The sequence below is a fragment of the Taibaiella helva genome (assembly GCF_003545695.1).
Classification (GTDB): Bacteria; Bacteroidota; Bacteroidia; order Chitinophagales; family Chitinophagaceae; genus Taibaiella; species Taibaiella helva.
Genome location: NZ_QUZZ01000002.1, coordinates 156,181 through 180,254, shown reverse-complemented (window position 1 = coordinate 180,254; position 24,074 = coordinate 156,181). Strand labels below are relative to the sequence as shown.

The 24,074-nt window shown below is 52.2% G+C and carries 27 protein-coding genes; 13 read left to right on the top strand and 14 right to left on the bottom strand.

The annotated features are described in order from the left end of the window. Window positions 1-3 precede the first annotated feature (3 nt). Complete coding sequence (locus DZC79_RS03525; protein WP_232831750.1) at window positions 4-1,095, bottom strand: COX15/CtaA family protein; 1,092 nt, start codon at window positions 1,093-1,095, stop codon at window positions 4-6. Between the two features lie 110 nt (window positions 1,096-1,205). Further along, window positions 1,206-1,934 carry an outer membrane beta-barrel protein gene (locus DZC79_RS03520; RefSeq protein ID WP_118950175.1) on the bottom strand — a complete coding sequence of 243 codons (729 nt, stop codon included), beginning with the start codon at window positions 1,932-1,934 and terminating at the stop codon, window positions 1,206-1,208. A 109-nt stretch (window positions 1,935-2,043) separates the two neighbouring features. Between DZC79_RS03520 and msrB the strand changes: the two genes are divergently transcribed. From msrB to DZC79_RS03505, 3 genes are all read left to right on the top strand, one after another. Continuing rightward, window positions 2,044-2,493, top strand: coding sequence for a peptide-methionine (R)-S-oxide reductase MsrB (msrB, locus tag DZC79_RS03515; protein WP_317124957.1), 450 nt, complete (start codon window positions 2,044-2,046; stop codon window positions 2,491-2,493). Window positions 2,494-2,533: 40 nt separating this feature from the next. After that, window positions 2,534-3,604, top strand: a complete 1,071-nt coding sequence (locus tag DZC79_RS03510) for a DUF4421 domain-containing protein (RefSeq protein ID WP_118950173.1) — start codon at window positions 2,534-2,536, stop codon at window positions 3,602-3,604. 64 nt (window positions 3,605-3,668) lie between these two features. Beyond that, window positions 3,669-4,274 (top strand): ribonuclease HII, encoded by a 606-nt coding sequence (locus DZC79_RS03505; protein WP_118950172.1) that lies wholly within the window; start codon window positions 3,669-3,671, stop codon window positions 4,272-4,274. On the opposite strand, the gene DZC79_RS03500 is transcribed toward DZC79_RS03505, so the two are convergent. From DZC79_RS03500 to DZC79_RS03460, 9 genes are all read right to left on the bottom strand, one after another. Next, complete coding sequence (locus DZC79_RS03500) at window positions 4,271-5,266, bottom strand: ion channel (RefSeq protein ID WP_118950171.1); 996 nt, start codon at window positions 5,264-5,266, stop codon at window positions 4,271-4,273. The genes DZC79_RS03505 and DZC79_RS03500 overlap by 4 nt on opposite strands. A 79-nt stretch (window positions 5,267-5,345) precedes the next feature. Next, window positions 5,346-6,023: an SIR2 family NAD-dependent protein deacylase gene (locus DZC79_RS03495; RefSeq protein ID WP_118950170.1), complete on the bottom strand. Its 678-nt coding sequence runs from the start codon at window positions 6,021-6,023 to the stop codon at window positions 5,346-5,348. Window positions 6,024-6,025: 2 nt separating this feature from the next. Continuing rightward, the gene (locus tag DZC79_RS03490) at window positions 6,026-6,724 is read right to left on the bottom strand and encodes a hypothetical protein (protein WP_157976891.1); all 699 of its coding nucleotides are present in this window, start codon (window positions 6,722-6,724) and stop codon (window positions 6,026-6,028) included. A gap of 11 nt (window positions 6,725-6,735) precedes the next feature. Next, window positions 6,736-7,881, bottom strand: a complete 1,146-nt coding sequence (locus DZC79_RS03485) for a beta-ketoacyl-[acyl-carrier-protein] synthase family protein (protein WP_198666755.1) — start codon at window positions 7,879-7,881, stop codon at window positions 6,736-6,738. Window positions 7,882-7,987: 106 nt separating this feature from the next. Beyond that, a complete protein-coding gene (locus DZC79_RS03480; protein WP_118950167.1) occupies window positions 7,988-8,602 on the bottom strand; it encodes a hypothetical protein in 615 nt (204 codons plus the stop codon). Between the two features lie 50 nt (window positions 8,603-8,652). Further along, on the bottom strand, window positions 8,653-9,045 hold the full coding sequence (locus tag DZC79_RS03475; protein WP_118950166.1) for a 3-hydroxyacyl-ACP dehydratase: 393 nt from the start codon (window positions 9,043-9,045) through the stop codon (window positions 8,653-8,655). A gap of 125 nt (window positions 9,046-9,170) precedes the next feature. Next, the gene (locus DZC79_RS03470; RefSeq protein ID WP_118950165.1) at window positions 9,171-10,070 is read right to left on the bottom strand and encodes an LpxL/LpxP family acyltransferase; all 900 of its coding nucleotides are present in this window, start codon (window positions 10,068-10,070) and stop codon (window positions 9,171-9,173) included. Between the two features lie 4 nt (window positions 10,071-10,074). After that, window positions 10,075-10,293 carry a phosphopantetheine-binding protein gene (locus DZC79_RS03465; protein WP_232831748.1) on the bottom strand — a complete coding sequence of 73 codons (219 nt, stop codon included), beginning with the start codon at window positions 10,291-10,293 and terminating at the stop codon, window positions 10,075-10,077. A gap of 35 nt (window positions 10,294-10,328) precedes the next feature. Next, window positions 10,329-10,634: a hypothetical protein gene (locus DZC79_RS03460; protein ID WP_118950163.1), complete on the bottom strand. Its 306-nt coding sequence runs from the start codon at window positions 10,632-10,634 to the stop codon at window positions 10,329-10,331. A 12-nt stretch (window positions 10,635-10,646) separates the two neighbouring features. On the opposite strand from DZC79_RS03460, the gene atpB reads away from it, so the two are divergent. From atpB to DZC79_RS03430, 6 genes are all read left to right on the top strand, one after another. Further along, on the top strand, window positions 10,647-11,771 hold the full coding sequence (gene atpB, locus DZC79_RS03455) for a F0F1 ATP synthase subunit A (protein ID WP_118950162.1): 1,125 nt from the start codon (window positions 10,647-10,649) through the stop codon (window positions 11,769-11,771). Between the two features lie 63 nt (window positions 11,772-11,834). Further along, window positions 11,835-12,080, top strand: coding sequence for an ATP synthase F0 subunit C (atpE, locus tag DZC79_RS03450; RefSeq protein WP_106523203.1), 246 nt, complete (start codon window positions 11,835-11,837; stop codon window positions 12,078-12,080). A gap of 123 nt (window positions 12,081-12,203) precedes the next feature. Then, a complete protein-coding gene (gene atpF / locus DZC79_RS03445; protein WP_118950161.1) occupies window positions 12,204-12,698 on the top strand; it encodes a F0F1 ATP synthase subunit B in 495 nt (164 codons plus the stop codon). Window positions 12,699-12,748: 50 nt separating this feature from the next. Then, window positions 12,749-13,309 carry an ATP synthase F1 subunit delta gene (gene atpH / locus DZC79_RS03440; protein ID WP_118950160.1) on the top strand — a complete coding sequence of 187 codons (561 nt, stop codon included), beginning with the start codon at window positions 12,749-12,751 and terminating at the stop codon, window positions 13,307-13,309. 61 nt (window positions 13,310-13,370) lie between these two features. Beyond that, a complete protein-coding gene (atpA, locus tag DZC79_RS03435; RefSeq protein WP_118950159.1) occupies window positions 13,371-14,948 on the top strand; it encodes a F0F1 ATP synthase subunit alpha in 1,578 nt (525 codons plus the stop codon). Window positions 14,949-15,272: 324 nt separating this feature from the next. Continuing rightward, the gene (locus DZC79_RS03430; RefSeq protein ID WP_118950158.1) at window positions 15,273-15,467 is read left to right on the top strand and encodes a cold-shock protein; all 195 of its coding nucleotides are present in this window, start codon (window positions 15,273-15,275) and stop codon (window positions 15,465-15,467) included. 88 nt (window positions 15,468-15,555) lie between these two features. Here DZC79_RS03430 and DZC79_RS03425 read toward each other — a convergent pair whose 3' ends face one another. Together DZC79_RS03425 and DZC79_RS03420 are read right to left on the bottom strand one after the other, a co-directional pair. After that, entirely contained in the window at window positions 15,556-16,488 is a 933-nt protein-coding gene (locus tag DZC79_RS03425; RefSeq protein WP_118950157.1) for an NAD(P)/FAD-dependent oxidoreductase, read from the bottom strand. 128 nt (window positions 16,489-16,616) lie between these two features. Beyond that, a complete protein-coding gene (locus tag DZC79_RS03420) occupies window positions 16,617-17,573 on the bottom strand; it encodes an MlaD family protein (RefSeq protein ID WP_118950156.1) in 957 nt (318 codons plus the stop codon). A gap of 167 nt (window positions 17,574-17,740) precedes the next feature. Here DZC79_RS03420 and icd point away from each other — a divergent pair, with 167 nt between their 5' ends. From icd to serC, 4 genes are all read left to right on the top strand, one after another. After that, complete coding sequence (gene icd / locus DZC79_RS03415; protein WP_118950155.1) at window positions 17,741-19,096, top strand: NADP-dependent isocitrate dehydrogenase; 1,356 nt, start codon at window positions 17,741-17,743, stop codon at window positions 19,094-19,096. Window positions 19,097-19,703: 607 nt separating this feature from the next. Then, entirely contained in the window at window positions 19,704-20,480 is a 777-nt protein-coding gene (locus tag DZC79_RS03410) for an SH3 domain-containing protein (protein ID WP_118950154.1), read from the top strand. A gap of 372 nt (window positions 20,481-20,852) precedes the next feature. Then, window positions 20,853-22,229, top strand: a complete 1,377-nt coding sequence (radA, locus tag DZC79_RS03405) for a DNA repair protein RadA (protein WP_118950153.1) — start codon at window positions 20,853-20,855, stop codon at window positions 22,227-22,229. A 30-nt stretch (window positions 22,230-22,259) separates the two neighbouring features. Next, window positions 22,260-23,318: a 3-phosphoserine/phosphohydroxythreonine transaminase gene (gene serC / locus DZC79_RS03400; protein WP_118950152.1), complete on the top strand. Its 1,059-nt coding sequence runs from the start codon at window positions 22,260-22,262 to the stop codon at window positions 23,316-23,318. Between the two features lie 67 nt (window positions 23,319-23,385). On the opposite strand, the gene DZC79_RS03395 is transcribed toward serC, so the two are convergent. Continuing rightward, complete coding sequence (locus DZC79_RS03395) at window positions 23,386-24,042, bottom strand: hypothetical protein (RefSeq protein ID WP_118950151.1); 657 nt, start codon at window positions 24,040-24,042, stop codon at window positions 23,386-23,388. Window positions 24,043-24,074: the final 32 nt, after the last annotated feature.

The following is a 24,074-nucleotide window of genomic DNA, read 5'->3' as shown; positions in this document are numbered from 1 at the left end:
TTATTATGCCGCCTCCCGCCTGCCGCTCAGCAGGTAAAGTTGGGTGACCAATGCCATCAATAAAAACATTGCGATCAGCTGATGCAATTCGGCCAGGGTTTCGAAGATGCCCCAGCAGTTGGGAACGATCGAAACGCTGGTCAGCACGGTGCAAATGCCCAGTATTACCTGGAGCGCTACCAGCAACGCCGGCTGCCAGCGATAACGACGGAAGGCCGCGCTCCGGGAACGCTTACGGTAAGCCATGACAGCGGCCGCAAAGATGAGCAGGGCCAGCAGGTAAGCTATGCCCCGGTGAATGAAATGAATGGTGATCTTGTTTTCGAGTAGGGGATGACCCGAAGCGGCCTGTCCCATGCCATCCGGTATCCAGCTGCCATTGATCGTCGGCCAGGTCGCCGCAGCGGTCGCTGCCTTGTTACCCGCCATCAGGGCGCCGTACACCAGCTGAAGCAGCAATACGAGGAAGGTGAAATAATAAAGATTGCGCAAGGCCGGATGGTGCACCTTTTCCTGCCTGGGAATCAGCAGCTGCAGGGCAAACCACAGCACATAGCAAGCCAGCACCATAGCCAGCACAAAGTGGATGGCCAGCTTTGTCGGCCGTACATAGATCGCATCGCCGGTGAGGCCGCTTTTCACCATGATCCAGCCCACAGCACCCTGCAGACCGCCCAGGATAAACAAAGCGACCAGTGGCATCACCATGTCCTTGCTGAAGTATTTTTTGACCAGGAAATAAATAAAGGGGATAGCGAACACGAAACCGATCAGCCGTGCCCAAAGGCGATGAAACCATTCCCAGAAAAAGATCGCTTTGAAATCGCTTAAGGTAAAATCGCTGTTGAGATAGTGGTATTGCGGGGATTGCTGGTATTTGGCGAACTCCTTTACCCAGGCTTCGTGGTTCAGCGGTGGCAATGCGCCGGTTACCACATCCCATTCTGTAATAGACAGGCCCGAGCCGGTAAGCCGGGTAACGCCGCCCAGCAAGGTCTGGATGATGATCATCACTACCCCGGTGATCAGCCACTGAGCTATTCTTTTCTGCCTGCGCTTCGAGGCCTCATCGGTTACCATGCTGGAAGTATTCAAATCGCCGCAATTTTTGCGCAAAGGTAAGCCCGCAACGACAAACGAAGAAGGCGTTTACCGAAGTAAACGCCTCATTAACCTATTATTTCCGTTTGTATATCAGCACACGCTTACCAACTGTCTTTCCCGAACAGGTAGCCGATTGAGATGCCCATTCCCCAGCTGCGTACCTTGGAATCGGCCGTATTCAGCGGGCTCAGGTTGCCCAGCCCATAGGCAAAACCGGCCTTAAAGTAAAGGCCAACATTCGACTCATAGCCGATGAAGGCATTAACACCATAATCCCAGTTTTGCAGATCATCTGTGCTATCTTTGCCAAATTGCAGGTCCCTGTTGCTGTGCCGGTAATCGTAACCCGAAACTTTTTGCGGATCCGTTCCGTATGTAAGTACCGGAACATCGGCGCTTATATTGCCCGAAAAGAGATAGGACACATATGGACCTGCACCGGCAATAAACCGTCCCGTACCCTCAAAACCTGATTTATAAGTAAGATACAAGGGCACTCTCAGGCTATTTGTTCTGTAGAAAGTGGTCTGCTTGACCGATCCGATTCCGTACCGGTTAAAATCGACACGATGCACATATTTTATGTTATCAAAAAAATAAAAAATACCCCCTTGCAAATACATATTTTTCATCAGTCCGAGATCGGCAACAAAGCCACCGGAAAAGCCGGGAGCAGGTTTGCTGTTCACGGTCATTCTTCCGGCGCCAGCCATAGTACTTTTGCTGGATTGCATACCCACATAAAAGCCGGCCTCAGGTCCGAACTTTATCTGAGCGAAAGTTGTTGTAGACAAAAGTGTTAAGGATATAAGCAGAACTACTTTGTTCATAAGACAGAGTTTAATTAATGCAAAATTAAAATTTAAGATGAGATTAACCCTGTTTTTTATTATTATGATTTTATTTCCAGCCTGTAAAGGGGCTGCACAAGAGCAAGCTATGACAAACAACCATAAAAACAACCCCTACTATTCCCGCACGGACACCGCGCACCTTAAGGTAGCCAACAGCGAATGGAAGAAGATTCTTCCTGCCGACCTGTATGCTGTTGCCCGCGAACAGGCCACAGAAAGAGCTTTTACCGGCCGGTACTGGGACAGCGATACCAGGGGTACCTATTATTGTGCGGTATGCGGAAATACCCTGTTCAAATCTGATGCCAAATTTGCCAGCAGTTGTGGCTGGCCCAGCTTTTTTGAAGCCATCAGGCCCAATAGCGTAGTCTACCGGGAAGATAATTCCTACGGCATGCATCGCACCGAAGTCTTATGCGGCCGCTGTGCGTCGCACCTGGGGCACATTTTCGACGATGGCCCGCCCCCTACCTACAAGCGGTTTTGCATGAACTCGGTATCGCTCGATTTTGAGCCGGACCCGGGATCAAAGTAGACAGCGCTTTCATTTTTCTAGAATAGAAAAAGACCTTTTCATGAAGGGAGTCGTAATGTTGCTGACATTAGGAGTATTTTGTACTGTACCTTATTGCGCTTCCGCCCAGCTGCTGAAGGGTCTTATGCAGCGATCGCCTACCGATACAGCTTATGTTAAAGCATACGACAGGGAGATCACCGGCAGGGTCTATCTTTCTCAAAAATATACCGGCATACGGATACCGGGCAACAGCAGGAAATCTTCTTTCCGCTATCGCCCCAATACAACGCTCAACCTGGGTATCGGCGCTACCTACCGCTCTTTTTCCCTCAACCTGGCCTATGGCTTCCCGGGGCTTAACGGCGACGGTAAAGAGCGTGGCAAGACCCGCTACCTTGATCTCCAGGCGCATCTGTATGGCCGCAAAGTAGTGATCGACCTGTTTGGCCAGTTCTATAAAGGTTATTACCTCTCACCGGAAAATTACATCACGGGTGTGCCGGGCTACTATATCCGGCCCGATCTCAAGGTACGTATGGTGGGCGGCTCTGCCTATTATGCCTTCAACAACCGGAAGTTCTCCTATCGCGCCGGGTTGATCCAGAACGAATGGCAATGCCAGTCGGCCGGCACCTTCCTGCTGGGCGGCGATGTGTACTATGGGGTGATTAACAGCGACAGCTTCCTGGTGCCCCGGCAGGTAGCCGAGGAGTTCCCCCAGGGTAATGTTAAGCACATGCGCTTCTTCAACATCGGCCCGGGCGGCGGCTACGCCTATACCTTCGTATACAGACGCAACTGGTTTGCCACAGGCTCGCTCACTGTGAATATCCCCATCGACTTTGTGAAAGAGGCCACGTCAACAGAACAAAAAAATAAGATCAGCGTCTCTCCCAACTTTATGGTCAGGGGCGCCGTAGGTTACAACAGCCGGCGCTGGATCTACACAGCTTCGCTGGTCAACAGCACCGTTACCGCCGACGGATCGTACAACGAGGGTATGTACCGGATCAGCACGGGCAATTACCGGCTCACAGTTGCCCGTCGCTTTTCGCTCGATCACAAGACCCGTAAGACCATCAAGCCGGTCGACAAAGTGCTTGAAGCACCAAGGAAATTGACGAAATAGCCCATCTCCGGACGTGGAAAAATAGCGCCGGCCAGGCAGCGGTTTTTGCGTTATTTTTGCGGCCATGCTGCTGCCTTTCTTCCAGAAGAATATTGTAGAAGCCGGATGCGATGAAGCCGGCAGGGGCTGCCTCGCCGGTCCGGTAGTGGCCGCCGCTGTTATCCTGCCCCGGGATTTTCACCATCCCCTGCTGAACGACAGCAAGCAGCTGACGGAAGAGCAAAGGGAGCTGCTGCGGCCGGTGATCGAAGAAAAAGCTTTGTCCTGGGCGGTGGCTTTTGTGGACAATGAAGAGATCGATCGCATCAATATCCTCAAGGCTTCTTTCAAAGCCATGCACCTGGCTATCGACCAGCTGCGCATTATTCCTGAGCTGCTGCTGATCGACGGCAACCGCTTCACCCCTTATTTCGGCATTCCCCACGAATGTGTGATCAAAGGCGACGGCAAATATGCCAGCATTGCCGCCGCCAGCATTCTCGCCAAGACCCATCGGGATGCTTACATGAGCACCCTTCACGAAGAATTTATCCCCTACAACTGGAAAGAGAATAAAGGCTACCCTACCCCTTTTCATAAGCAAAAGGTGAGAGAGCTGGGGCACACCCGCTACCACCGGCTTACTTTTCAGATACGACCGGGGAAAAACGACGGAGAAAACGAAGACTAGTCTGCCGTATCCTTTGCCTGGCGGTCAGGTTCATCCACAAAAGAATGCCGCGTGAATTCGCCGATCCTGTCGAGCATAACTTCCGTATGCCCGCCCGAGTCGGAGCGCTCATACATGGGCACAAAACGGGCGCCATATACCAGCTCATCATTGGTATAAGAGGTACGCTGCTGTACCGTGTTGGAAAAATGATCGTCAAAAGCCTTGATGGTGACCAGCAGCTCGATGGAACGGGCCCGCATATCTTCTTCCCGCATCTGCCAGAAAGGGCTTTCCTCATTCATATAGTGCACACAGGTCCAGCTGATGGCCAGAGAGTTGATCCTGCTGATCTCCAGCTTCAGGGGGTAAAACCGTGTGGTACGCTTGCCGTTCTCCACATAATGAATAGCTGCCGTTACTTCAGCGCTGACTTCCGTAAGATCGTTGTTCTTATAGGTAGCCAGCCGGAACATGATCGCTCTCCCTTCCTGGAACGGCGCCACGATAAAATTGTCGCTGAAACGGATGTAGGCCTTGGGGCGGGAGAAGCGGGCATAGAACATGCCGGTTACCAGGGCGAAGGTCATAATACCCAGGAACGACTCGATCGACGCAATGCAATTGGCCACCACTCCTACCGGCGCTACATGTCCGTAGCCTACCGTGGTCAGCGTCTGTGAGCTGAAGAAGAAAGCCTGGAGGAAATTGTCGATAAAGCCATGCCCGCCGGAGCTACCCGACAGCTTGTCGCTACCGATCAGCATATAAATGCCGGCAAAGAACAGGTTGACCGTGGTATAAAAGAGGAAGACCACTACCAGGAACTTCACCCGGCTCATCTTGAGCAGGGTGTGGTAGGTGCTGATCCGCTGGTAGAACGGGATACCTGTCTTGCTCAGGTTGGCGCTGCCGTCCTTGTTCAGCAGCCGCTTTCCTTCTGCGCTGCTGTTGCCGCTGAACCCGGAGTTGTTGACTTCCCTGGGCTGCTTTGCTTGCTTGTGCGTATTCATGGATATGTCTTTACATGGAATCTGCCCGATATTACAGGATAGTGTATCCGTCCTGTAAAACAGGAGAAAGGTACACCAATTACATCAGTAAGCGCAGCAGCTCTGCTATCCCTTCGGTAGCCGGCTTTTCAATAGGGATAACATTGTTGTAGCGCACCTCCGGGATCACCTTATCCAGGATATATTTGGGGGCGCCCGGCGGCACAAACTGCAGCAGGCCGGCCGCAGGGTAGACGGCCAGCGACGAGCCTACCAGCACAAAAATATCGGCTTCCTGCATCAGCGGGATCGCATGGTTGATCATGGGCACCTCTTCCTCAAACCAGACGATATTGGGACGCAGCTGGGCGCCGTCCGGAGCCAGGTCGCCGCGCTGTATATCCGTACGGATCTCATAAATGATGGAAGCATCCCTTTCGCTGCGCATGGTCAATATCTCGCCGTGCAGGTGCAATACCTTGCTGCTGCCGGCACGCTCATGCAGGTCGTCGATGTTCTGGGTAACGATATGCACGTTATAGCAGGCTTCGAGACCGGCCAGGCCCAGATGCGCTGCATTGGGCTGCGCAGCCAGCACATCGCGGCGGCGTTCGTTGTAAAAACGCAGCACCAGGTCCATGTCCTTTTTCCAGGCGCGGGGTGTAGCGACATCTTCCACCCTGTAATTTTCCCAGAGGCCATCGCTGTCACGGAAAGTCCGGAGGCCGCTCTCGGCGCTGATCCCGGCGCCGGTTAAAACTACTAATTTGGGTTTCATGCTTAGCTGTATTGCAGTATTGAAAGAATAAGGCGCAGGGCGGCAAACCCCAAAGCTCCCCAGAACAGGATAAGGCCATGCAGACGGGATGAGGGTTTGTAATAGTAGACCTGCCCGCCCGTGGATAATGTCCGACTGGAATGGCTGAGCGTCCAGCCGAGAAACACGGCCAGGCCGCCGGGGAACAAGGTAAACGCCGGATGCCTGGCCAGGGCCAGCATAGCGCCCGACAGCAGCGAAAAGTAGCCGAGCAACAGGATCTTCCAGTCGGAGCTGGCCGCTTTCTCTTTCTGCCGCAGCCGCTCTACGTTGGACAATTCGATCTGCACGCCAGGGATGGGTACACCGCGCCGTTGCAGCAGGGCTTCTGCCAGCTTATAATTGTAATCGCCCCACTCGTCCTTTTTCATCATCACGTCGATCAGCTCTTCATCGCTGAAGGACAATAAATGATATTCCGGATCAACCTCATCGGGATTGACCGGTGTCTGCTCTTCCAGTATCTTCCGGGCTTTCTCAAAGTCCTTTCCCGGCAGGCTGAGCAGGTAACGATTGTCGAAACGCTGCCCCAGGTAATTGCTGTCGAGCGGCCGCACATCCCGGTTGATCTCCACGATAATAGCGTTGCCACGCAGCAATGCTGCCGCCTGCTCCGCAGCTTGGGGTGTAGGATAAGTATCGAATACGAGTAAAGGATCCATGGTGTTCCAGGCTAATTGAATTTTTCCCATACCAGCGCAGCATTACAGCCGCCAAAGCCGGAAGCGGTCTTCAGCACATAGTCGTACCGGCCTTGCTCCGCCTGCCTTTGCACGTTTACGGGTGTCGAAACACCGGGTTCGGCATAGTTCAGCGAAGCCGGCAACAGATCCTGCTGCATCGCCATACAGGCGATCGCCGATTCCAGGATACCCGCCGCGCCGAGCGTATGGCCTACATAGCTTTTAAAGCTGTGCAGCGGCACATGGGCCAAACCGGCCAGGGTCAATGCCTTGGCTTCCATTTCATCGTTGAACATCGTCGCGGTACCATGCGCTGATATCGCGCCGATATGCCCGGGCCTTACTGATGCCTGGCGCATAGCCTGCCCTATGGCTGCAGCCAGCTCTTCGCCGGTACGACTAGGCCCTGATAAGTGATTGGCATCATTGCTGGCGCCGCCGCCGGCAAGCCTTGCTAGGGGCGGTGCTGCGCCTGCTGCAGGCGCTACGGACAAGACCATGCAGGCTGCCGCCTCGCCCAGGTTAATGCCTTTCCGGTCGCGGTCAAAAGGCCGGCATAAACCTTCGGCCAAAGCATGAAAAGACTGGAAGCCGCTGTGGACGAAGCTACTGAAACGGTCGCAGCCGACTACGATCGCATGACGATAACGCCCTGCTTCCAGCAGCCGCATGCCGGTAAGGAGCGCCAGGGCTCCCGAAATGCAGGCATTGGCTACCACAATCGGGCGGTGGGCCAGGCCCAGGTGCTCCGCGATCAGCGTGGCAGAACGGTGCAGGCTGATCCGTTCGTCAGGCTGGCGATTCAGCCATTCGATATTCCCTTTGGTTGTCGAGAGGATAAGGATACAGTCTTCGCTACGACAATCGATCACTGTTTCCTGTAATGCCTCTTCGATGGCAAAAAGACACATCTGCTCAAAAGGGCTGAAAGCCAGCTTAGCGCCGGGATAGCGGGCGGCCAGCACCTGGAGCATAGCGGGCGGCAGGCGGCCGGCGAAAAAGGGCGCAGGTGCAACGGCCGCATCGCTGAAAGCCTGTACGGCCGGCTGCTGCTGCCTGAGCGCAGCGATATGCTGCTCTTGCGTATTTCCTGCCGGGCTAAGCAAAGCGGAACTGATAGCAAATATTGGCGACACGATCATTTTCTTTTCTGGTCTGCGGGAAGCTGTCTTCCTGCGATAAAAAAACGAAACCCCGCAGCGGTAAGCTACGAGGTTCCAAATTTAGGATTTCCCCACAGTCTTAGTTTCCTTTTTTCCATTTTTTCATTTCGCCGGGCATAGCCTTCAGCACCTTGTTGATGGAGCCGGCCCAGTAGTTACGAAAGCCGAAGCCGCCGCTTTCGCCGATCAGCGGTTTGCTCAGCAGCACTTCTTTAGTACTCATATTGATGAAGGTTACCCAGAAGGAAGCTTCCTTACGGTTCTTATCCATCGCTTCGGCCACCAGCACCAGCCCGATGCCCGATTTACCTTTAAGGTTGTACTTCTTCACCATCTGTACGATCTGCTCTTTTTTCAAGTGCTCGAAGGCAGCTTTATCGGTGGTGATGAAATCGCCTTTGGCGCTCTTGTTTGCCTGTGTTACTGCGCCCAGGTCACTTTCTACAGAAGCGCGGTCGACAGCTTTGGCAATATCGAATTTCTTGGGTTCGTTCATCACAAGGTCGTTCCAGCCGGGAAAATATTTGTTCTGCAGCTCTTCGTTGGAGACCATTTCATCCGACTTGATCAGCTTCAGGGCCGAGAAATCGAGTCCCAGCCAGGTTACCAGCTGCCTGGTATCAAATACGTCCTGAGCCTGCACCGACATTACGGTTCCCAGGAAAAGGGAAAGAAGAAAAGCGATCCGTTTCATAAATCGATTTTTTTTAAGGGTTATAGATTGGAGTAAAAGGTAAACAGGATTTATTGCAGGAAGATCTTGAATTCGGCTTCGGCGATCGTTTCGCCGCGGAGCGTAACTTTTCCCTGCACCACATGCGCATTCATTACCTGGTGCAGCGTGGTTACCGTCGATTCGATCGTATCGCCTACAGCCGGCAGGGTATTTACTGCAAAATTCTTGACCGCCCCGATGAAGCCTATCGGCGCCGGCTGTTGCTGCTGCGCTGCTTTCCAGCCCGTGCCCGCCGCCGCCGTCTGCGCCATATTCTCGATCAGTCCCGGCTCAGTAAACACGCCTCCATCGACAAACAAATGTCCCTCCCTCACGGTAAAGCGGGTCCGGGTCTCGGTTTCAGTAGCCGCCACCACATCGTCGATCATCTCAAAGGGAGCGGCCTGGGGAATATACTGCATGGATAAGCGTATTGGTGCGGCGAAATTAAACATTAACCGGTAGCCGCGCAATACCGGGAAAGACGGATTTTAGGACAGGGTTACCTCCGTACAGAGATGCGAAAGAGGAAGTGATACAGGCCAGATCAGGGTGTTGCAGGTGTTTCCGGCTGCGCCCAGAAGTCGAAGTAGTTGAACCATTGCGCCGGGTACGCACGCACCTTATTTTCCAGCAGGGTCACATAATCGTGCAGCATAGCTTCGGCGCCCGTGGTACCGCGTCCCTCATAGGTTTTGGGCGGATAACCATAAAAATGATAGCCGTATTTCGATTCCTTAAGGGCGAATACGAAGCAGACGGGCGCCCGCAGCTTGCTGGCCAGCACGAAAGGTCCCAGGGGAAAGTGCGCCTCGGCGCCCAGGAAAGGATGCGTGATGGTACGATTGCCGGCCATATACCTGTCGGCATGGATACAGATGAGCTCGTTGCGCCGCAAGGCCGCCGACATCTCGTAAATATGCGACATATCCTCCTTAATAAAGATAATATTGAAGGTCCTGGGCCCCGTAACCTTGCTCAGGTATTGCTTGATCTGCTGCGCTTCGCCATCGTACATTACGATATTGACCACAGAATTGAGCCGCTGCAGCAAGTGGCCGGCCATTTCATAATTGCCGAGATGCGCGCTGACCAGGATACCACCCTGGCCGCCTTCGGCCAGCTCGTTGAGGTAATGCCCCCCGGTACGCTCCACGGTAAAGCGGTGCTTTTGCCCGCTCATCACCACGATGCGGTCGATGATGGTTTGCCCGAAAGTGAGAATATTCTTCCGGATCAGGCGGCGGGTTTGCCGGGAGCTCAGCTGCAGCCGGTTCCGGTACAGATCGCGTAAAGGCCCTGTGGCTTTCGGAACGAACCATAGATAATACAGCACCACGAACCGCAACAGCAGGTAAGCCGGAGTGATGCCTCCCCAACGCAATAAAAAAATGAAGATAGAATAACCGAGACGGTTACCCTTCGATTGTCCGTCCCAGGTGGACATTTGCTCAGGCAGTTATATTGGTCTCGAGCCGGTTGGCTACATAATCGTAAAAATCCTTGATGGTGATCATGGTCTGGAAATCTTCGGGCTTTACTTTAAAGCCGAAATTGCTTTCAATAGCCACGATAAGGTCTATATAATCAAGGCTGTCAAGATCCAGAGTTTCCTTAAGGGTAGCTTGTGGGGTAATAGCAGACGGTTCTACCTCAAAGTCTTCTGCCAAAAAATCGTTTATACGACTTACTATTTCCTGATAGTTCATGTCAATACTGCTTCGATGATCTTGTTATAGGGTTTGAACGGAAATACGGGGGTATTCCATAAAACATGCAAAGGTAAATATATTTTTGAATAAGAGAAGTGGCGTATCGAAGAATTACGCGTTTTTACCGGCCCGGAGCCTGCAAACTGCTGATCCTGAAAAGCAGGTAAAAACAGCAGGTAAAAACCAGCCGAAACAGCTCTGCTTTTTGCCCCTTTTTCCACCGTAAAAACAAGATAAAAAAATCCTTCATTTTTATACAGAAACTTTGTTTTCCAATTAAAACGCTTACCTTTGCGCAAAATTTCAGTGCTGTGTTAACTATTTGTAAACGGTTATTTGCTGTCTTATTCTTTATCGTAGCGGGTTTCAGCGCTTTTGCATCCGAAGAGCATGCAGAAGCAGCCCATGGCGAAAAGAAAGGATTCAATGCTTCGGAAGTAATATTTGGCCACATCGGCGACAACCATGACTGGCATTTTTTTGACTGGAACGGGCACCCTGTTTCCATGCCGCTTCCGGTAATCGTTTACCACCCTCAAAAAGGGCTTTCCGTTTTCTCTTCTGCCCGCTTCCATCATGGTCACGAATCTTATGAAGGCTATGCGCTGAACGAAAAAAACAAGATCGTTTCAGAAGACGGTGTTGCCATCAAAGATTTTTCCATTACCAAGAATGTAACGTCCATGCTGATCTCCGTGATCCTCCTGCTGCTGATCATGACCAGTGTGGCCAAAAAATACAAAAAGAACGGCGCCATGAAAGCCCCCTCCGGTTTTCAGAATGCGCTGGAGCCTGTGATCGTGTTTGTACGGGATGAGGTGGCCAAGCCCAACCTGGGTCATAAGTATATGCGCTATATGCCCCTGTTGCTGACCGTGTTCTTCTTTATCTGGATCAACAACCTGCTGGGCCTGCTGCCCGGCGGCGCCAACTTTACCGGCAATATCGCCGTTACGGCTGCCCTGTCGCTGATCTCCTTTATCGTGATCGTCTTCAGCGGCAACAAGCACTTCTGGGGTCACCTGTTCAACCCGCCCGGCGTGCCTTTCGGTATCAAGCTGCTGCTGGTTCCCATCGAGATCATTTCCCTGTTTATTAAGCCTATAGCCCTCATGATCCGTCTTTTCGCCAATATCCTGGCGGGGCACATTATCATCCTGAGTGTGATCTCCATGATCTTCATTTTTGGCGCGCTGAACGCATATGCAGGCTGGGGTTTTGTGCCGGTATCGCTGGCTTTCGCCATCTTCATGTTCTTCCTGGAGCTGCTGGTAGCCGCCATCCAGGCCTTCATCTTCACCAACCTCACCGCGGTATTCATCGGCCAGGCGATCGAAGAGGCGCATCATCACGATCACGAGCACGAAGAATACCATGCCAAGCACCCGATCACCGGCCAGGGCTATAATGTATCTGAGCAGGAGATCATCGCCTGAGCAAAAGAGGAAGCATAAAGGAATTGTCAAACACGTTTTTTCATTTTTAAATCCATATATACAATGTCTCTGTTGAACACTGTAATGTTAGCCGCTGAGAGCGCAGGTTTGGGCGCCATCGGTGCAGGTATTGCTGCCCTGGCAGCTGGTGTTGGTATCGGTCAGATCGGTAAAGGTGCGGTAGAATCTATCGCCCGTCAGCCCGAAGCTGCAGGTGATATCCGCTCCAACATGATCCTTACTGCTGCATTCGTGGAAGGTGTTGCCCTGTTCGGGGTTATCGCCGGTCTGCTGGCAGTTGTACTGTAATTTGTTACGGTACAAAGATCATCCGGCAGCTGCGCCCGACGCAAAGGGCAGAGGACGCAGCTGTCTTTAAAGAAAACGATATTAGAGCTCTATAATTCAATTCACAATTCAAATTTTACAGCAATGGATTTGCTTATCCCTGATTTAGGTTTGTTTTTCTGGACCCTCCTGGCGTTCCTGGTCGTTCTGTTCATCCTGAAAAAATTTGCCTGGGGCCCCATCGTAAAAGCACTGCAGGAACGTGAAAGCGGTATCGCCGACAGTATCGCTGCCGCCGAGAAAGTGAAAGCGGAAATGCAGCAGATGCAGGCACAGAACGAAAGCCTGCTGATCCAGGCCCGCGAAGAACGCACCCAGATGCTGAAAGAGGCCAAAGAAACCAAAGACAGGATCATCAACGAAGCAAAAGAGCAGGCTAAAACAGAAGCCAACAAGATACTTGAAGATACCCGTCTGCAGATCGAGCGCCAGAAAATGGCTGCTATGACCGAGGTGAAGAACGAGATCGGCAACCTGGCCGTGGAAGTAGCCGAAAAGATCCTGCGCAAGCAGCTGGCAGGACAGGAAGCCCAGCAAGGCTTTGTGCAGATGCTGGCCGATGAGATCAAACTGAATTAATCATTCCCGGATAGCCTATCCGCTATTCCGTCAACGCGACAATTGAATATATGCAAAATCCCCGTCTCGCATCCAGGTATGCCAAATCGCTGATCGACATCGCCCAGGAACAAAACGCCCTGGAAGCGGTACTGGATGATATGGAGCTGATACAGCAGATCTGCCAGGGCAACCACGACTTTGTGCTGATGCTGAAAAGCCCGGTGGTAAAATCAGATAAAAAAATGGCTATCCTGCGCGCGGTGCTGGATGGTAAGATACAGGCGGTCACTATGGCCTTCATCAACCTGCTGGTGAACAAGGGACGGGAGTTCTACCTGCCCGAGATCGTCGATGCGTTCTCTGCACAATACAAAGAGCTGAAGAACATCCGTACCGTTAACCTCACTACTGCAGTAGCCATTGATGATAACGTGAAAAAGCTGATCTTTGATAAAGTAACCGCTTCTATCGCCGACGGACATGTGGAGCTGAACACCTTTGTGAACGAGGACCTGATCGGCGGCTTCACCCTGGAAGTGGACGACAAGCTGTTTGATGCCAGCATCAGGAGAGACCTGAACGACGTCAGGAACCAGTTTACCAAAAACCTGTTCATTGCCGATCTGTAAACGGCAGGAGCAACAAGAGCAAAAACAACAATTCATTTTACTTTTTTAATTCCTATAGAAAATGGTTGAGATCAAACCGGATGAAATATCGGCGATATTGCGCCAACAGTTAAGCAACTTTAACGGCTCTGCCGATCTTGAAGAAGTAGGAACGGTACTGCAGGTAGGCGACGGTATTGCCCGCGTTTACGGCCTGGGCGGTGTGCGCCAGGGCGAGCTGGTAGAATTTGAAGATGGTACCAAGGCGATCGCCCTGAACCTGGAAGAAGACAATGTGGGTGTGGTACTGATGGGTGAAAGCGACGCGATCAAAGAAGGTTCCAAAGTGCGCCGTACCGGCAAGATCGCATCCATTAAAGTAGGTGAAGGCCTTATCGGCCGCGTGGTAAACACCCTTGGTGAGCCCATAGACGGTAAAGGCCCCATCAGCGGTGAGCTGTATGAAATGCCGATCGAGCGTAAAGCGCCCGGCGTATTGTTCCGTGAGCCCGTAAAAGAGCCGCTGCAGACCGGTATCAAATCGATCGACGCCATGATCCCCATCGGACGTGGCCAGCGTGAGCTGGTGATCGGTGACCGTGGTACCGGTAAGACCGCGATCTGTCTCGATACCATCATCAACCAGAAAGAATTTTTTGAAGCAGGCAAGCCTGTATACTGTATCTATGTAGCCATCGGCCAGAAGGCATCTACCGTAGCCGGTGTGATGAAAACCCTGGAAGAGAACGGCGCTATGGCCTACACTACGGTTGTGTGCGCTTCCGCCTCCGATCCCGCTCCCCTTCAGTTCTATGCACCCTTTGCCGGCGCTGCTATCGGCGAGTTCTTCCGCGATACCGGACGTCCTGCCCTGGTAGTATATGATGACCTGTCCAAGCAAGCTGTGGCTTACCGTGAGGTATCCCTGCTGCTGCGCCGTCCGCCCGGTCGTGAAGCTTATCCCGGCGACGTATTCTACCTGCACAGCCGTCTGCTCGAGCGCGCTGCGAAAGTGATCAACAACGACGCGATCGTGAAGAACATGAATGATCTTCCTGAAAGTATCCGTCATATGGTGAAAGGCGGTGGTAGCCTTACCGCCCTGCCGATCATCGAAACACAAGCCGGTGACGTATCCGCTTACATCCCGACCAACGTGATCTCCATTACCGATGGCCAGATCTTCCTGGAAAGTAACCTGTTCAACGCCGGTATCCGCCCTGCGATCAACGTGGGTATCTCCGTAAGCCGCGTAGGTGGTAGCGCCCAGATCAAATCCATGAAGAAAGTATCGGGTACCCTGAAGCTTGACCAGGCCCTGTACCGCGAGATGGAAGCCTTTTCCAAATTCGGTGGCGACCTCGATGCGGCAACCAAAACCGTAATCGACAAAGGCGCCCGTAACGTGGAGATCCTGAAGCAAACACAGTTCAACCCCTACCCTGTAGAAAAGCAGATCGCGATCATCTACCTGGGTACCAATAACCTGCTGCGCGAAGTACCGGTGAAAAATGTGAAAGCCTTTGAAGAGGCCTTCCTGATGGAGCTGGAGACCAAGATGCCGCAGCTGCTCGCCGAGTTCAAGAAAGGCAACCTGCCTGAAGAAGGACTGAGCAAAATGGTATCCCTGGCTCAGGGCCTGATCCCTCAGTTCAAATAATCGATCATTATTTGACAATAAAAAAAACCGCTTTCAAAAGAAAGCGGTTTTTTTTTATTGTTTTCCTGGTCCTTTCACCAAAAAACTACCTGCTCTTTACAAATTTTGTTACTTTGTTTCCTTCCCGGCTAAAGTTCAGGTTAAGCAAATAGACACCGTTGGGTAGCCTTCCTATATTCATCTTCAGCAGGTCGTTGCCGCCTAGCCGTTTATTTCCGCGATGGCAGGTTTTCACCGGTAAGTCTCCCAGGCATATGGATTTATGATTTCATTTAGGCTTTTTCCGGTACTTTCGGGCATTATTCATTATTTCATTTGAACACAATGCAAGAAGGTACAGTAAAATTCTTCAATGAGACCAAGGGATTTGGCTTCATTAAACCCGACGACGGCGGCCCCGACGTTTTTGTCCATGTTTCCGACCTTCAAGGTGCCAGGATCAGGGAAAACGATAAGGTTACCTTCGAAGTAAAAAATGGCAAAAAAGGTCTGAATGCAGTTAACGTAACCGTTATCTGATCCAAACATATCTACACCTTTGCAGCACCAAAAAGAGCTGTCCTTTACCGGGATAGCTCTTTTTGTATTAAGGACAATATTTAGGTACCTATCCGTCCATACGTCCGGTGGCGAGGAAATGCTCTTCGATCAGCTGCCGGTTAATAGCAGCGCCGGCAAAGTTACCCGCCCCTGCCGCTGCTGCTACGGAACGCGCCTGTATGCTGTTGTCGCCGGCCGCATAAAGACCGGGCACAGAAGTCTGCCGCATGTCATCTACCGTTATCAATCCTGCAGGGTTCAGCGCGCAGCCCAGCTGGCCGGCCACATCCAGCTGCTGTGCCAGGGGTACCCGGGCATACATGACTTCCAGGGCCAGCCTGCTGCCGTCATCAAATACAATACCGTCCAGGTGGCCCGCCTGGTGCTCGATCCGGCTGATCCGTTTTTCCGTCACCTTGATCCCGTTGGTTTCCAGCACTGCCCTGTCGGCCTCCGGTATGGTAGAAGGGCCATCGGTAAGCAGCTGCAGCTTGCCGGTCCAGTGACGGATCAGCTTTGCCATTTCAAGCGCCATAGCGCCATTGGCCAGTATAGCGGTATTCCTGCCCCTTACTTCGTAGCCGTGACAGTAGGGGCAGTGCAGTACCGAAATGCCCCAAGATTCGGCAAACCCCGGTATATCCGGCAACAGGTCCTTCACGCCCGTAGCCAGCAATACTTTAGCCGCGGAGAAGGTTTCCCCGCTTTCCAGCGTTGCCAGGAAACCCGCTTCTGTTTGCGCCAGCGCGCTCACATGGCCTTCTTTCCATTGAACCGTCTGGTAAAACCATACCTGCGACCGGGCGATCTGCCCGATCACGGCCGGCGGCGTGCCGTCGTGTGTAATGAAATTGTGCGATTGCGGTGTATTGCGGTTGCAGGGCGCTCCCGCATCGATCACAAGCACCCGGCGCAAAGCCCTGCCCAGGGCCAGCGCCGCCGAAAGGCCCGCATAGCTGCCCCCCACAATGATCACTTCGTAATCCTGGTTATGTTCCATAGCTGAATTAAAATTTGTCCGCTGCAAAGATAAACACAAATGCAACATAGTTGCATTTAAATGAAAAAAGAAAAAATGATCCGGCCATAGCCGGATCATTTTTTCTTTTCTGCGCCACAGCCGCCTGTTTAATCCTTAGCCTTGCGGCCGAATACCGAAACGTTGATATACTTGGCGGGATGCGCTTTCAGATCGGTCAGCAGCACATCGAGACTGCCCAGCGTGCTGGTCAGGTTATTGTAGAGCTTTTTATCGCTCAGCATCATACCAAGGCTGCCATTGTTATCATTGATCTTGGCGACAATGCCCTGCAGCGCGGCTGCTGTGCGCTGCAGCTCTTCTACGGTTTGCTGTATAGGCGCATTGTTTAACGAAGTGGAAAACGTCTCAAGGTTGTTCAGAGTATTGGAGATCTTTGCATTGCTGCTCGCCAGGTTGCCGGTAATGCTGTTGGCATTGCTGATCACGCCGGCGAGATTGCCGCTTTGGGCATTCAGTTGCGATGCCAGCCCGGAAAGCTGCTGCAGGGTTACTTCCAGCGAGGCAAAGCTGCTGTTGAGGTGCTTGCGCGTGTCGTCGTTGATAATGTTATTGACGGTATTCAGCAAGGTATCGAGCGTAACCACGGTATGCTGCACCACACCGACCAGCGGCGACACCTGGTCGCCGAGATTGTCCAGTATCCCCTGCGAGGCTTTGCCCTGGATGAAGCTGCCAGGAGGCAGCAGGGCAGGGTCGTTTGTCATCTGCAGGCTGATCAGCTTGGTACCAGAGATGAGATCGCCCGCGGCGAGCTGCGCCACTGTACCCTTCGGCACTTTTATCTCTTTATTCAGCTGGAACGTAACCTTGATCTTGCGGTCGGGCTGCAGCTCGATTTTCGAAACTTTACCCACAGCATAGCCCTTCAGCTGCACTACTGCCGCTTCCTGCAGGCCCTGCACATTATCGTAGTAAGTGTAATAAGATTTATCTGAAGAAAAAACGCCCCGGCCGCGGAGAAAATTGAAGCCAAGGATAAATATGGTAATGGTTGCTGCAACTAATATTCCGATCTTAACCTCATTTTTCATTTTAAGGGCCATAGATGATTGTATTTGTTTGCCAAAAGTAATTAATAATACAATTCCCGGACCAATTAAGTTTAAGGTGCTGTTAAGAATCGAAGCCTTCAATTCTTTTGATTTTCAGGCAAAAAATACGGCCGCAAATGCGTAATTTTACGCCTCAAATTCAAAAACAGTTTTCTATCATGACAGGCGAAAATACAGCCACCACTCATACCTCTTTCCACGCGGCTTCAGGCGAAAAGATCACCATGGGTCCCGATAATAAGCTGAACGTTCCGGCACAGCCCATTATCCCTTATATCGAAGGCGACGGCATTGGTCCCGATATCTGGCGGGCTTCCGTAAAGGTGCTGGATGCAGCAGTGGAAAAAGCCTACGACGGCACCCGCAAAATCCATTGGAAAGAGATACTGGCTGGTGAAAAAGCCTTCAACCAAACCGGCGAATGGCTGCCGGAAGAAAGCCTGGAAATTGCCAAAGAATACCTGGTATCGATCAAAGGTCCGCTGACCACACCTATCGGCGGCGGTATCCGCTCGCTCAATGTAGCGCTGCGTCAGACGCTCGACCTCTATGTGTGCCTGCGTCCTGTACGTTGGTTCCAGGGTGTTCCTTCGCCGGTAAAGCATCCCGAATGGGTGGACATGGTGATCTTCCGGGAAAATACCGAAGACATCTATGCCGGCATCGAATACAAGACCGGTACACCGGAAGCCGAAAAATTCAAAAAATTCCTGCTCGAAGAAATGGGCGTTACCCAGATCCGTTTCCCCGAGACTTCGTCCTTCGGCGTAAAACCCGTTTCCAAAGAAGGCTCAGAACGCCTGGTACGTGCATCAATCGAATATGCCATCAGCCATCATAAGCCTACGGTGACCCTGGTGCACAAAGGCAATATTATGAAGTACACCGAAGGCGGCTTCAAAAACTGGGGCTATGAGCTGGCCCGTACCGAATTTGCCGATAAGGTATTTACCTGGGACGAATGGGAAAGCATCAAAAAGGAGAAAGGCGAGAAAGAAGCTAACGAGGCGCTGCGCCAGGCGAAGAGCAACGGCAAGATACTGGTGAACGATGTGATCGCCGACAATTTCCTGCAGCAGATACTGCTGGCGCCTAAAGACTACTCTGTAGTGGCCACGCTCAACCTCAACGGCGATTATATTTCCGACGCCCTGGCTGCTGCCGTGGGCGGCATCGGCATTGCGCCTGGAGCCAATATCAACTATAACAGCGGGCACGCTATTTTCGAAGCGACTCATGGTACGGCGCCCCGCTTTGCCAATACCGATACTATGAACCCCTCTTCCCTTATTCTCAGCGGCGTGATGCTGCTGGAATACCTGGGCTGGCACGAAGCGGCAGAGCTCATTACCGGCGGCCTCAGCGCTACCATCATGCGCAAAACCGTGACCATCGACTTCTACAACCTGATGACCGATGCCACCCTGCTGAAGACCAGCGAATTTGCCGGCGAGATCATCCGCAATATGGGACTGAATATATCGCCTGTGATCCTGAAGAAAGCAGAGCTATAGCAAAGTACTGGATTCATTTCTTATTGGCCGGCGGAAAATTCCGCCGGTTTTTTTGTCTCACCGTTCAAAGCGGGCCGGGATATACCTTAGCCTTTCCCGAATTAACGTTCCGCAGCAAAAGAGAAGCCGATATCTGCTTTTTAAGTTCAAATAATAGATTTAAAATCATTAAAAATCAATACTTTAATTAATTGTAAATCTCTTCTTTTTACCTTATAGGCAACATTGATAAATTCAATTTCGTTTATTCTGATCAGAAGCTTATTTTTGTAGTCATACTAGTGAATTTAATGGGTTAGTAAGATACCGTCCTGGTTTCCCCGGGACGGTTATTTTTTTGTTTTCGGATTTGCCGGCGCTATTTTAACGAATCAAAGGGAAAGCTTGGGGATTACAGAAGTGTGTAGAATGAGGTGATAAGGACTGAAGCGTTCCCTCTTTTTGGCTCTGAATTGATGCCCCGGATTTTTATCAGGATATGCTTAATTACATTCCCCAACTTTTCCGCCTGATCCCATTTTAGTACTGCGATCACAAGCCTGTTCATAAGGCAAAAGGCACCCCGTACCGCCCGCTGAGTTTATAGGAACTTCCCTATCTTAGCGACATGAAAACACGGAACCGTATCACCGGCATTGCCGCTTTTCTCCTCCTTGGCGCTATCGGCACGCTTTCGGCGCAACAAACGATGTACAGCACGGCCAGCGCGGGCCTCAGCCTGCGCCAGGGGCCGGGCGACAAAGCAAAAGTGCTTACCCGTATTCCCTATGGCACCCGGCTCACCGCTATGAACATGAGCGATGATACCCTGGCCACACAGCAGGTAGTGCTTGGCGGTCTGCCCGGCTACTGGCGGAAGGTAAAATATAAAGATACCCTGGGTTATGTGGCCGAAGCCTATCTCTCCGGCATACAGCCGCCCAAGGCCGGTACCAAAAACATGAAAAGCTATGTCGCGCAGTTGTCTCCCGTAGCCGGTGCTGCACTGGTCAGGGAAGAAAAACAGGAGAATATTTCTGAAGGAGGTATTTCCGTGACCCGCCAGCTGTATAAGAACGGCATGGTGCACAGCGATTTCAGCGGTTATGAATATATGGCCGAATCGCTGCAGTTTCCGGGGCAGACGGTCGTAACGGTATACAACCTGGTCAGGGGATTGAGCGATTTCGCCCCGGTATTCAAAACCAGCCCTGAGCTGAAGGAAGGTAAATACACAACCAAAGACGCGCAGGGCCAGGAATACACCTGGGAGGTACGGTACACACACGAGAACGGTCTCTGGCTCGACGAAATCAAAGTGGGCTGGGAAGAAGGCGGCTATTCCAACATTTCGATCCGCAGTACGGAAGCCGAAATCATTGTGACCTATAGCAGCGGCGTATAATATTCGCGAGGTACGCCTACCTTTTTCAATTGCCTGAATATTGTTTTCAACGGTTTCGCCTTCGTCACGCCTGTATTGGCCGGAACGCAATGGCGGCCTGAACGGCTTGCCGGATTTTAGTTACCTGGTTACGAAACGTTTTGCTCCTACAGAGCAATTTCATGAATGGTTATTTTGCTACAAACCTTCATTCCTGCGCGGCCGGGCCGGTCGGGATGCATAGCAGCCTGAACGGCCCGGCTAGACCAGCAGAGCATATACCTGATCCTGTAGTGCTGCATTCCTTCTACTTTCCAGCCTGATCCCCGATTAATCTGCCGGAATCGGTAACTTGCATGCTTATTGGCTATGCCGATGTTTAAATGAATTCAATTGAAAAACAAGACTGCTTTTTTTTGCCAGGAATGCGGCTTCGAAAGCCCGAAGTGGGCCGGCAAATGTCCTTCCTGCGGCGCGTGGAATACTTTTGTAGAAGAAAAAATAGATAAGCCTGTTAATGGCAAAGCTTCCGTAACGGAGCTATGGACCGAAGAGCGCAAGGATACGGGCAAAGCCAAAAGCATCGAGTCCATCGTTGCCGAAGAAGAGACGCGTATGCTCCTGCCCGACGGGGAGCTCAACCGCACGCTGGGCGGTGGCCTGGTGCAGGGTTCGGTCGTGCTGGTGGCAGGCGAGCCGGGCATCGGCAAATCGACCTTGTTCCTGCAATGTGCTATGCAGTGGACACAGGGAAAGACGCTGTATGTTTCCGGCGAAGAAAGTGCGCACCAGATCAAAATGCGCGCCGAAAGGGTAAGCATGAAGAACGAGAACCTGTACCTGCTTACCGCCACCGATACCAGCACCATTTTCCAGGAGATCAAAAAGATAAGGCCGCAATGGGTGATCATCGATTCGATCCAGACCCTAGAATCGCCTTATATCGAAAGCGCACCGGGCAGTGTATCCCAGGTAAGGGAATGTGCTGCGGAGCTGCAGCGTTTTGCCAAGCAAACGCATACGCCTGTCTGCATTATCGGCCACATCACCAAAGACGGCGCCATTGCAGGGCCCAAGATACTGGAGCATATGGTGGATACCGTGCTGCAATTTGAAGGCGACCGCCACTACGCTTACCGCATTCTCCGTACCCTGAAGAACCGCTTCGGCTCTACTTCAGAGCTGGGCATTTATGAAATGACCTCACAGGGTATGCGGGGCGTGACCAATCCCTCCGAAGTATTGCTTACACAGCACGAAGAGCCGCTGAGCGGCATTGCGATTGCAGCCGCGATCGAGGGTTTGCGCCCGATGATGATCGAGGTGCAGGCGCTGGCAACCCAGGCGGTATACGGCACACCCCAACGCACCACCAACGGCTTCGACCTGCGTCGCCTGCAGCTGTTGCTGGCGGTGCTGGAAAAAAGAGGCGGCTTTCATTTCGGCATGAAGGATGTGTTTCTCAACATCGCCGGCGGGCTCAAAATAGAAGACCCTTCGATCGACCTGGCTATCGTATGCGCCCTGCTGTCTTCTTACGAGGATGTGGCGCTGCCATCCAATGTATGCCTGGTGGGCGAGGTTGGCCTCAGCGGCGAGATCCGCGCGGTGAACCGCATCGAACAGCGGATTGCCGAAGCTGCCAAAATGGGTATGGACATGATCGTGATTCCCAAGGCCAACGCCAAGGGCCTGGACAAGACCCATTTCGGTATCGAAATACGGCTGGCCAATAAAGTGAGCGATGTGTACCAGACTTTTTTCAACTAGCTTTGCTCCTTCTTTTACCTCTTTAACGATATGCTGATCAATTTTGATGCGGGCCCTGCTACCCTGCCCCGTACCGTTCTGGAACAAGCTTCGGAAGCGATACGCGACTATAATAGCAGCGGACTGTCTATACTGGAGATTCCTCACCGGGGCAAGGCCTTTGAAGCCATACTGGAAGAAGCCAATAGCCTGGTCAAAACCCTGCTGGGCCTGGGCGACGATTATGCGGTGCTGTGGCTGCAGGGCGGCGGCCGGCTGCAGTTCAGCATGCTGCCTATGAATTTCCTGGGTGCAGACGAAACAGCGGGCTATATTGAAAGTGGTCATTGGGCCGAGGAAGCGCTGCACAATGCTGTATTGTATGGCCATGCCGAAGTGCTGGGCTCTTCCAAAGAAGACCAGTACAGGTATATCCCCGATTGGGGGACGATACCGGAGCATCTGCAGTATGTGCATCTCACTTCCAACAATACGATCTACGGCACCCAGTTCTTCCGCTTCCCGGAAACAGATGTGCCGCTGGTCGCCGATATGAGCTCGGAGCTCTTCAGCCGCAAGCTGGATTACAGCCGCTTCAGCCTTATCTATGCCGTAGCGCAGAAGAATATCGGCCCCGCAGGCGTCACCCTGGTGGTAGTGCGGAAATCCATGCTGGAAAAGCAAAAGAGAACATTGCCGGGCATTCTCTCCTATAAAGCGGAAGCGGACAACAATTCGGTGCTCAATACGCCACCGGTATTCGCCATCTATTGCAGCTTGCTTACCCTCCGCTGGATCCATAGCATCGGCATCGAAGCGATGGATCGTCGCAACCAGGAAAAGGCCGACCTCCTGTATACGGCGATCGACAACAGCAAGCTGTTTTACGGCGTTGCCCGCAAGGAAGACCGCAGCCTGATGAATGTCTGCTTCCGGGCGCATGACGACAGCCATACGCAAGCCTTCCTCGATTTCGCAAGGGAGCGTAATATCACCGGCATTAAAGGCCATCGCAGCGTAGGCGGATTCAGGGCTTCTTTGTATAATGCGATCGGCATAGAAGCGGTACAGCAGCTGGTAGATGCCCTGCACGCTTTTGAGAAAGGATAAGCACTGCCCAGCATACAAGACTTGTATGCTGAAGGTATATGATCAAGGTAATGTGGATAACACCTCGCTATTTCAGGTACCAATATGCCGCCACTTGTACCAGCACACCGACAAGATAACCCAGCCACACTTCTGAGGGCTTGTGCGCCTGTAATACCATACGTGCCGTGCCGATGATGCCGCCGATAAGCAGCGCCAGCAGCAATGGCAGGAAGAGGTTGATATGGCTGATCATCATCACCACCAGCACTATGCCCAGCACGCCTCCGGCAGCAGCGGTGTGCATGCTGATCTTGACGAATATATTGATAATAAATACCGCGATCACCCCCCAGAAAGCGCCCAGCATTAATACACGCAGAGATAGCGGCGCCTGCACGTTCTTCATGATCAGGTAGGCCCAGAAATAGAAGATCATCGTCGCAATGAGCGGTATGATCCTGTCTTTGCTCTTGTGCATCTGTATGCTATCGATAAAACCCAGAGCTTTCAGCAGCAAAGTGGTAAGGATAGGAAATAAAATAGTATTGAGCGCGATATTGCCCAGCAATTGCAGGCGATGCGGCATATCCAGGGCCGCGAATGCGGCGCGGTTAAGATAGCTGACCAGGATCGCCATAATGGTCGGCATGAATACCGGGTGGAAAATATAGGAAATGACGCGGGAGGGGCCGCGCAATCCCTTATAAGCCTGAACATCCGGGAGCTGAAGTTTTGTCTGCATCGGGCGCAAAGTTAGGTAGAAATGCCAAATAA

Excerpts from the sequence above, each read along its gene's own strand:
- DZC79_RS03520 (WP_118950175.1), bottom strand. The coding sequence starts at position 1,934 with ATGAACAAAGTAGTTCTGCTTATATCCTTAACACTTTTGTCTACAACA.
- msrB (WP_317124957.1), top strand. The coding sequence starts at position 2,044 with ATGACAAACAACCATAAAAACAACCCCTACTATTCCCGCACGGACACC.
- DZC79_RS03510 (WP_118950173.1), top strand. The coding sequence starts at position 2,534 with ATGAAGGGAGTCGTAATGTTGCTGACATTAGGAGTATTTTGTACTGTA.
- DZC79_RS03505 (WP_118950172.1), top strand. The coding sequence starts at position 3,669 with ATGCTGCTGCCTTTCTTCCAGAAGAATATTGTAGAAGCCGGATGCGAT.
- DZC79_RS03500 (WP_118950171.1), bottom strand. The coding sequence starts at position 5,266 with ATGAATACGCACAAGCAAGCAAAGCAGCCCAGGGAAGTCAACAACTCC.
- DZC79_RS03495 (WP_118950170.1), bottom strand. The coding sequence starts at position 6,023 with ATGAAACCCAAATTAGTAGTTTTAACCGGCGCCGGGATCAGCGCCGAG.
- DZC79_RS03490 (WP_157976891.1), bottom strand. The coding sequence starts at position 6,724 with ATGGATCCTTTACTCGTATTCGATACTTATCCTACACCCCAAGCTGCG.
- DZC79_RS03480 (WP_118950167.1), bottom strand. The coding sequence starts at position 8,602 with ATGAAACGGATCGCTTTTCTTCTTTCCCTTTTCCTGGGAACCGTAATG.
- DZC79_RS03475 (WP_118950166.1), bottom strand. The coding sequence starts at position 9,045 with ATGCAGTATATTCCCCAGGCCGCTCCCTTTGAGATGATCGACGATGTG.
- DZC79_RS03470 (WP_118950165.1), bottom strand. The coding sequence starts at position 10,070 with ATGTCCACCTGGGACGGACAATCGAAGGGTAACCGTCTCGGTTATTCT.
- atpE (WP_106523203.1), top strand. The coding sequence starts at position 11,835 with ATGTCTCTGTTGAACACTGTAATGTTAGCCGCTGAGAGCGCAGGTTTG.
- atpF (WP_118950161.1), top strand. The coding sequence starts at position 12,204 with ATGGATTTGCTTATCCCTGATTTAGGTTTGTTTTTCTGGACCCTCCTG.
- atpH (WP_118950160.1), top strand. The coding sequence starts at position 12,749 with ATGCAAAATCCCCGTCTCGCATCCAGGTATGCCAAATCGCTGATCGAC.
- atpA (WP_118950159.1), top strand. The coding sequence starts at position 13,371 with ATGGTTGAGATCAAACCGGATGAAATATCGGCGATATTGCGCCAACAG.
- DZC79_RS03430 (WP_118950158.1), top strand. The coding sequence starts at position 15,273 with ATGCAAGAAGGTACAGTAAAATTCTTCAATGAGACCAAGGGATTTGGC.
- DZC79_RS03425 (WP_118950157.1), bottom strand. The coding sequence starts at position 16,488 with ATGGAACATAACCAGGATTACGAAGTGATCATTGTGGGGGGCAGCTAT.
- DZC79_RS03420 (WP_118950156.1), bottom strand. The coding sequence starts at position 17,573 with ATGGCCCTTAAAATGAAAAATGAGGTTAAGATCGGAATATTAGTTGCA.
- icd (WP_118950155.1), top strand. The coding sequence starts at position 17,741 with ATGACAGGCGAAAATACAGCCACCACTCATACCTCTTTCCACGCGGCT.
- DZC79_RS03410 (WP_118950154.1), top strand. The coding sequence starts at position 19,704 with ATGAAAACACGGAACCGTATCACCGGCATTGCCGCTTTTCTCCTCCTT.
- serC (WP_118950152.1), top strand. The coding sequence starts at position 22,260 with ATGCTGATCAATTTTGATGCGGGCCCTGCTACCCTGCCCCGTACCGTT.
- DZC79_RS03395 (WP_118950151.1), bottom strand. The coding sequence starts at position 24,042 with ATGCAGACAAAACTTCAGCTCCCGGATGTTCAGGCTTATAAGGGATTG.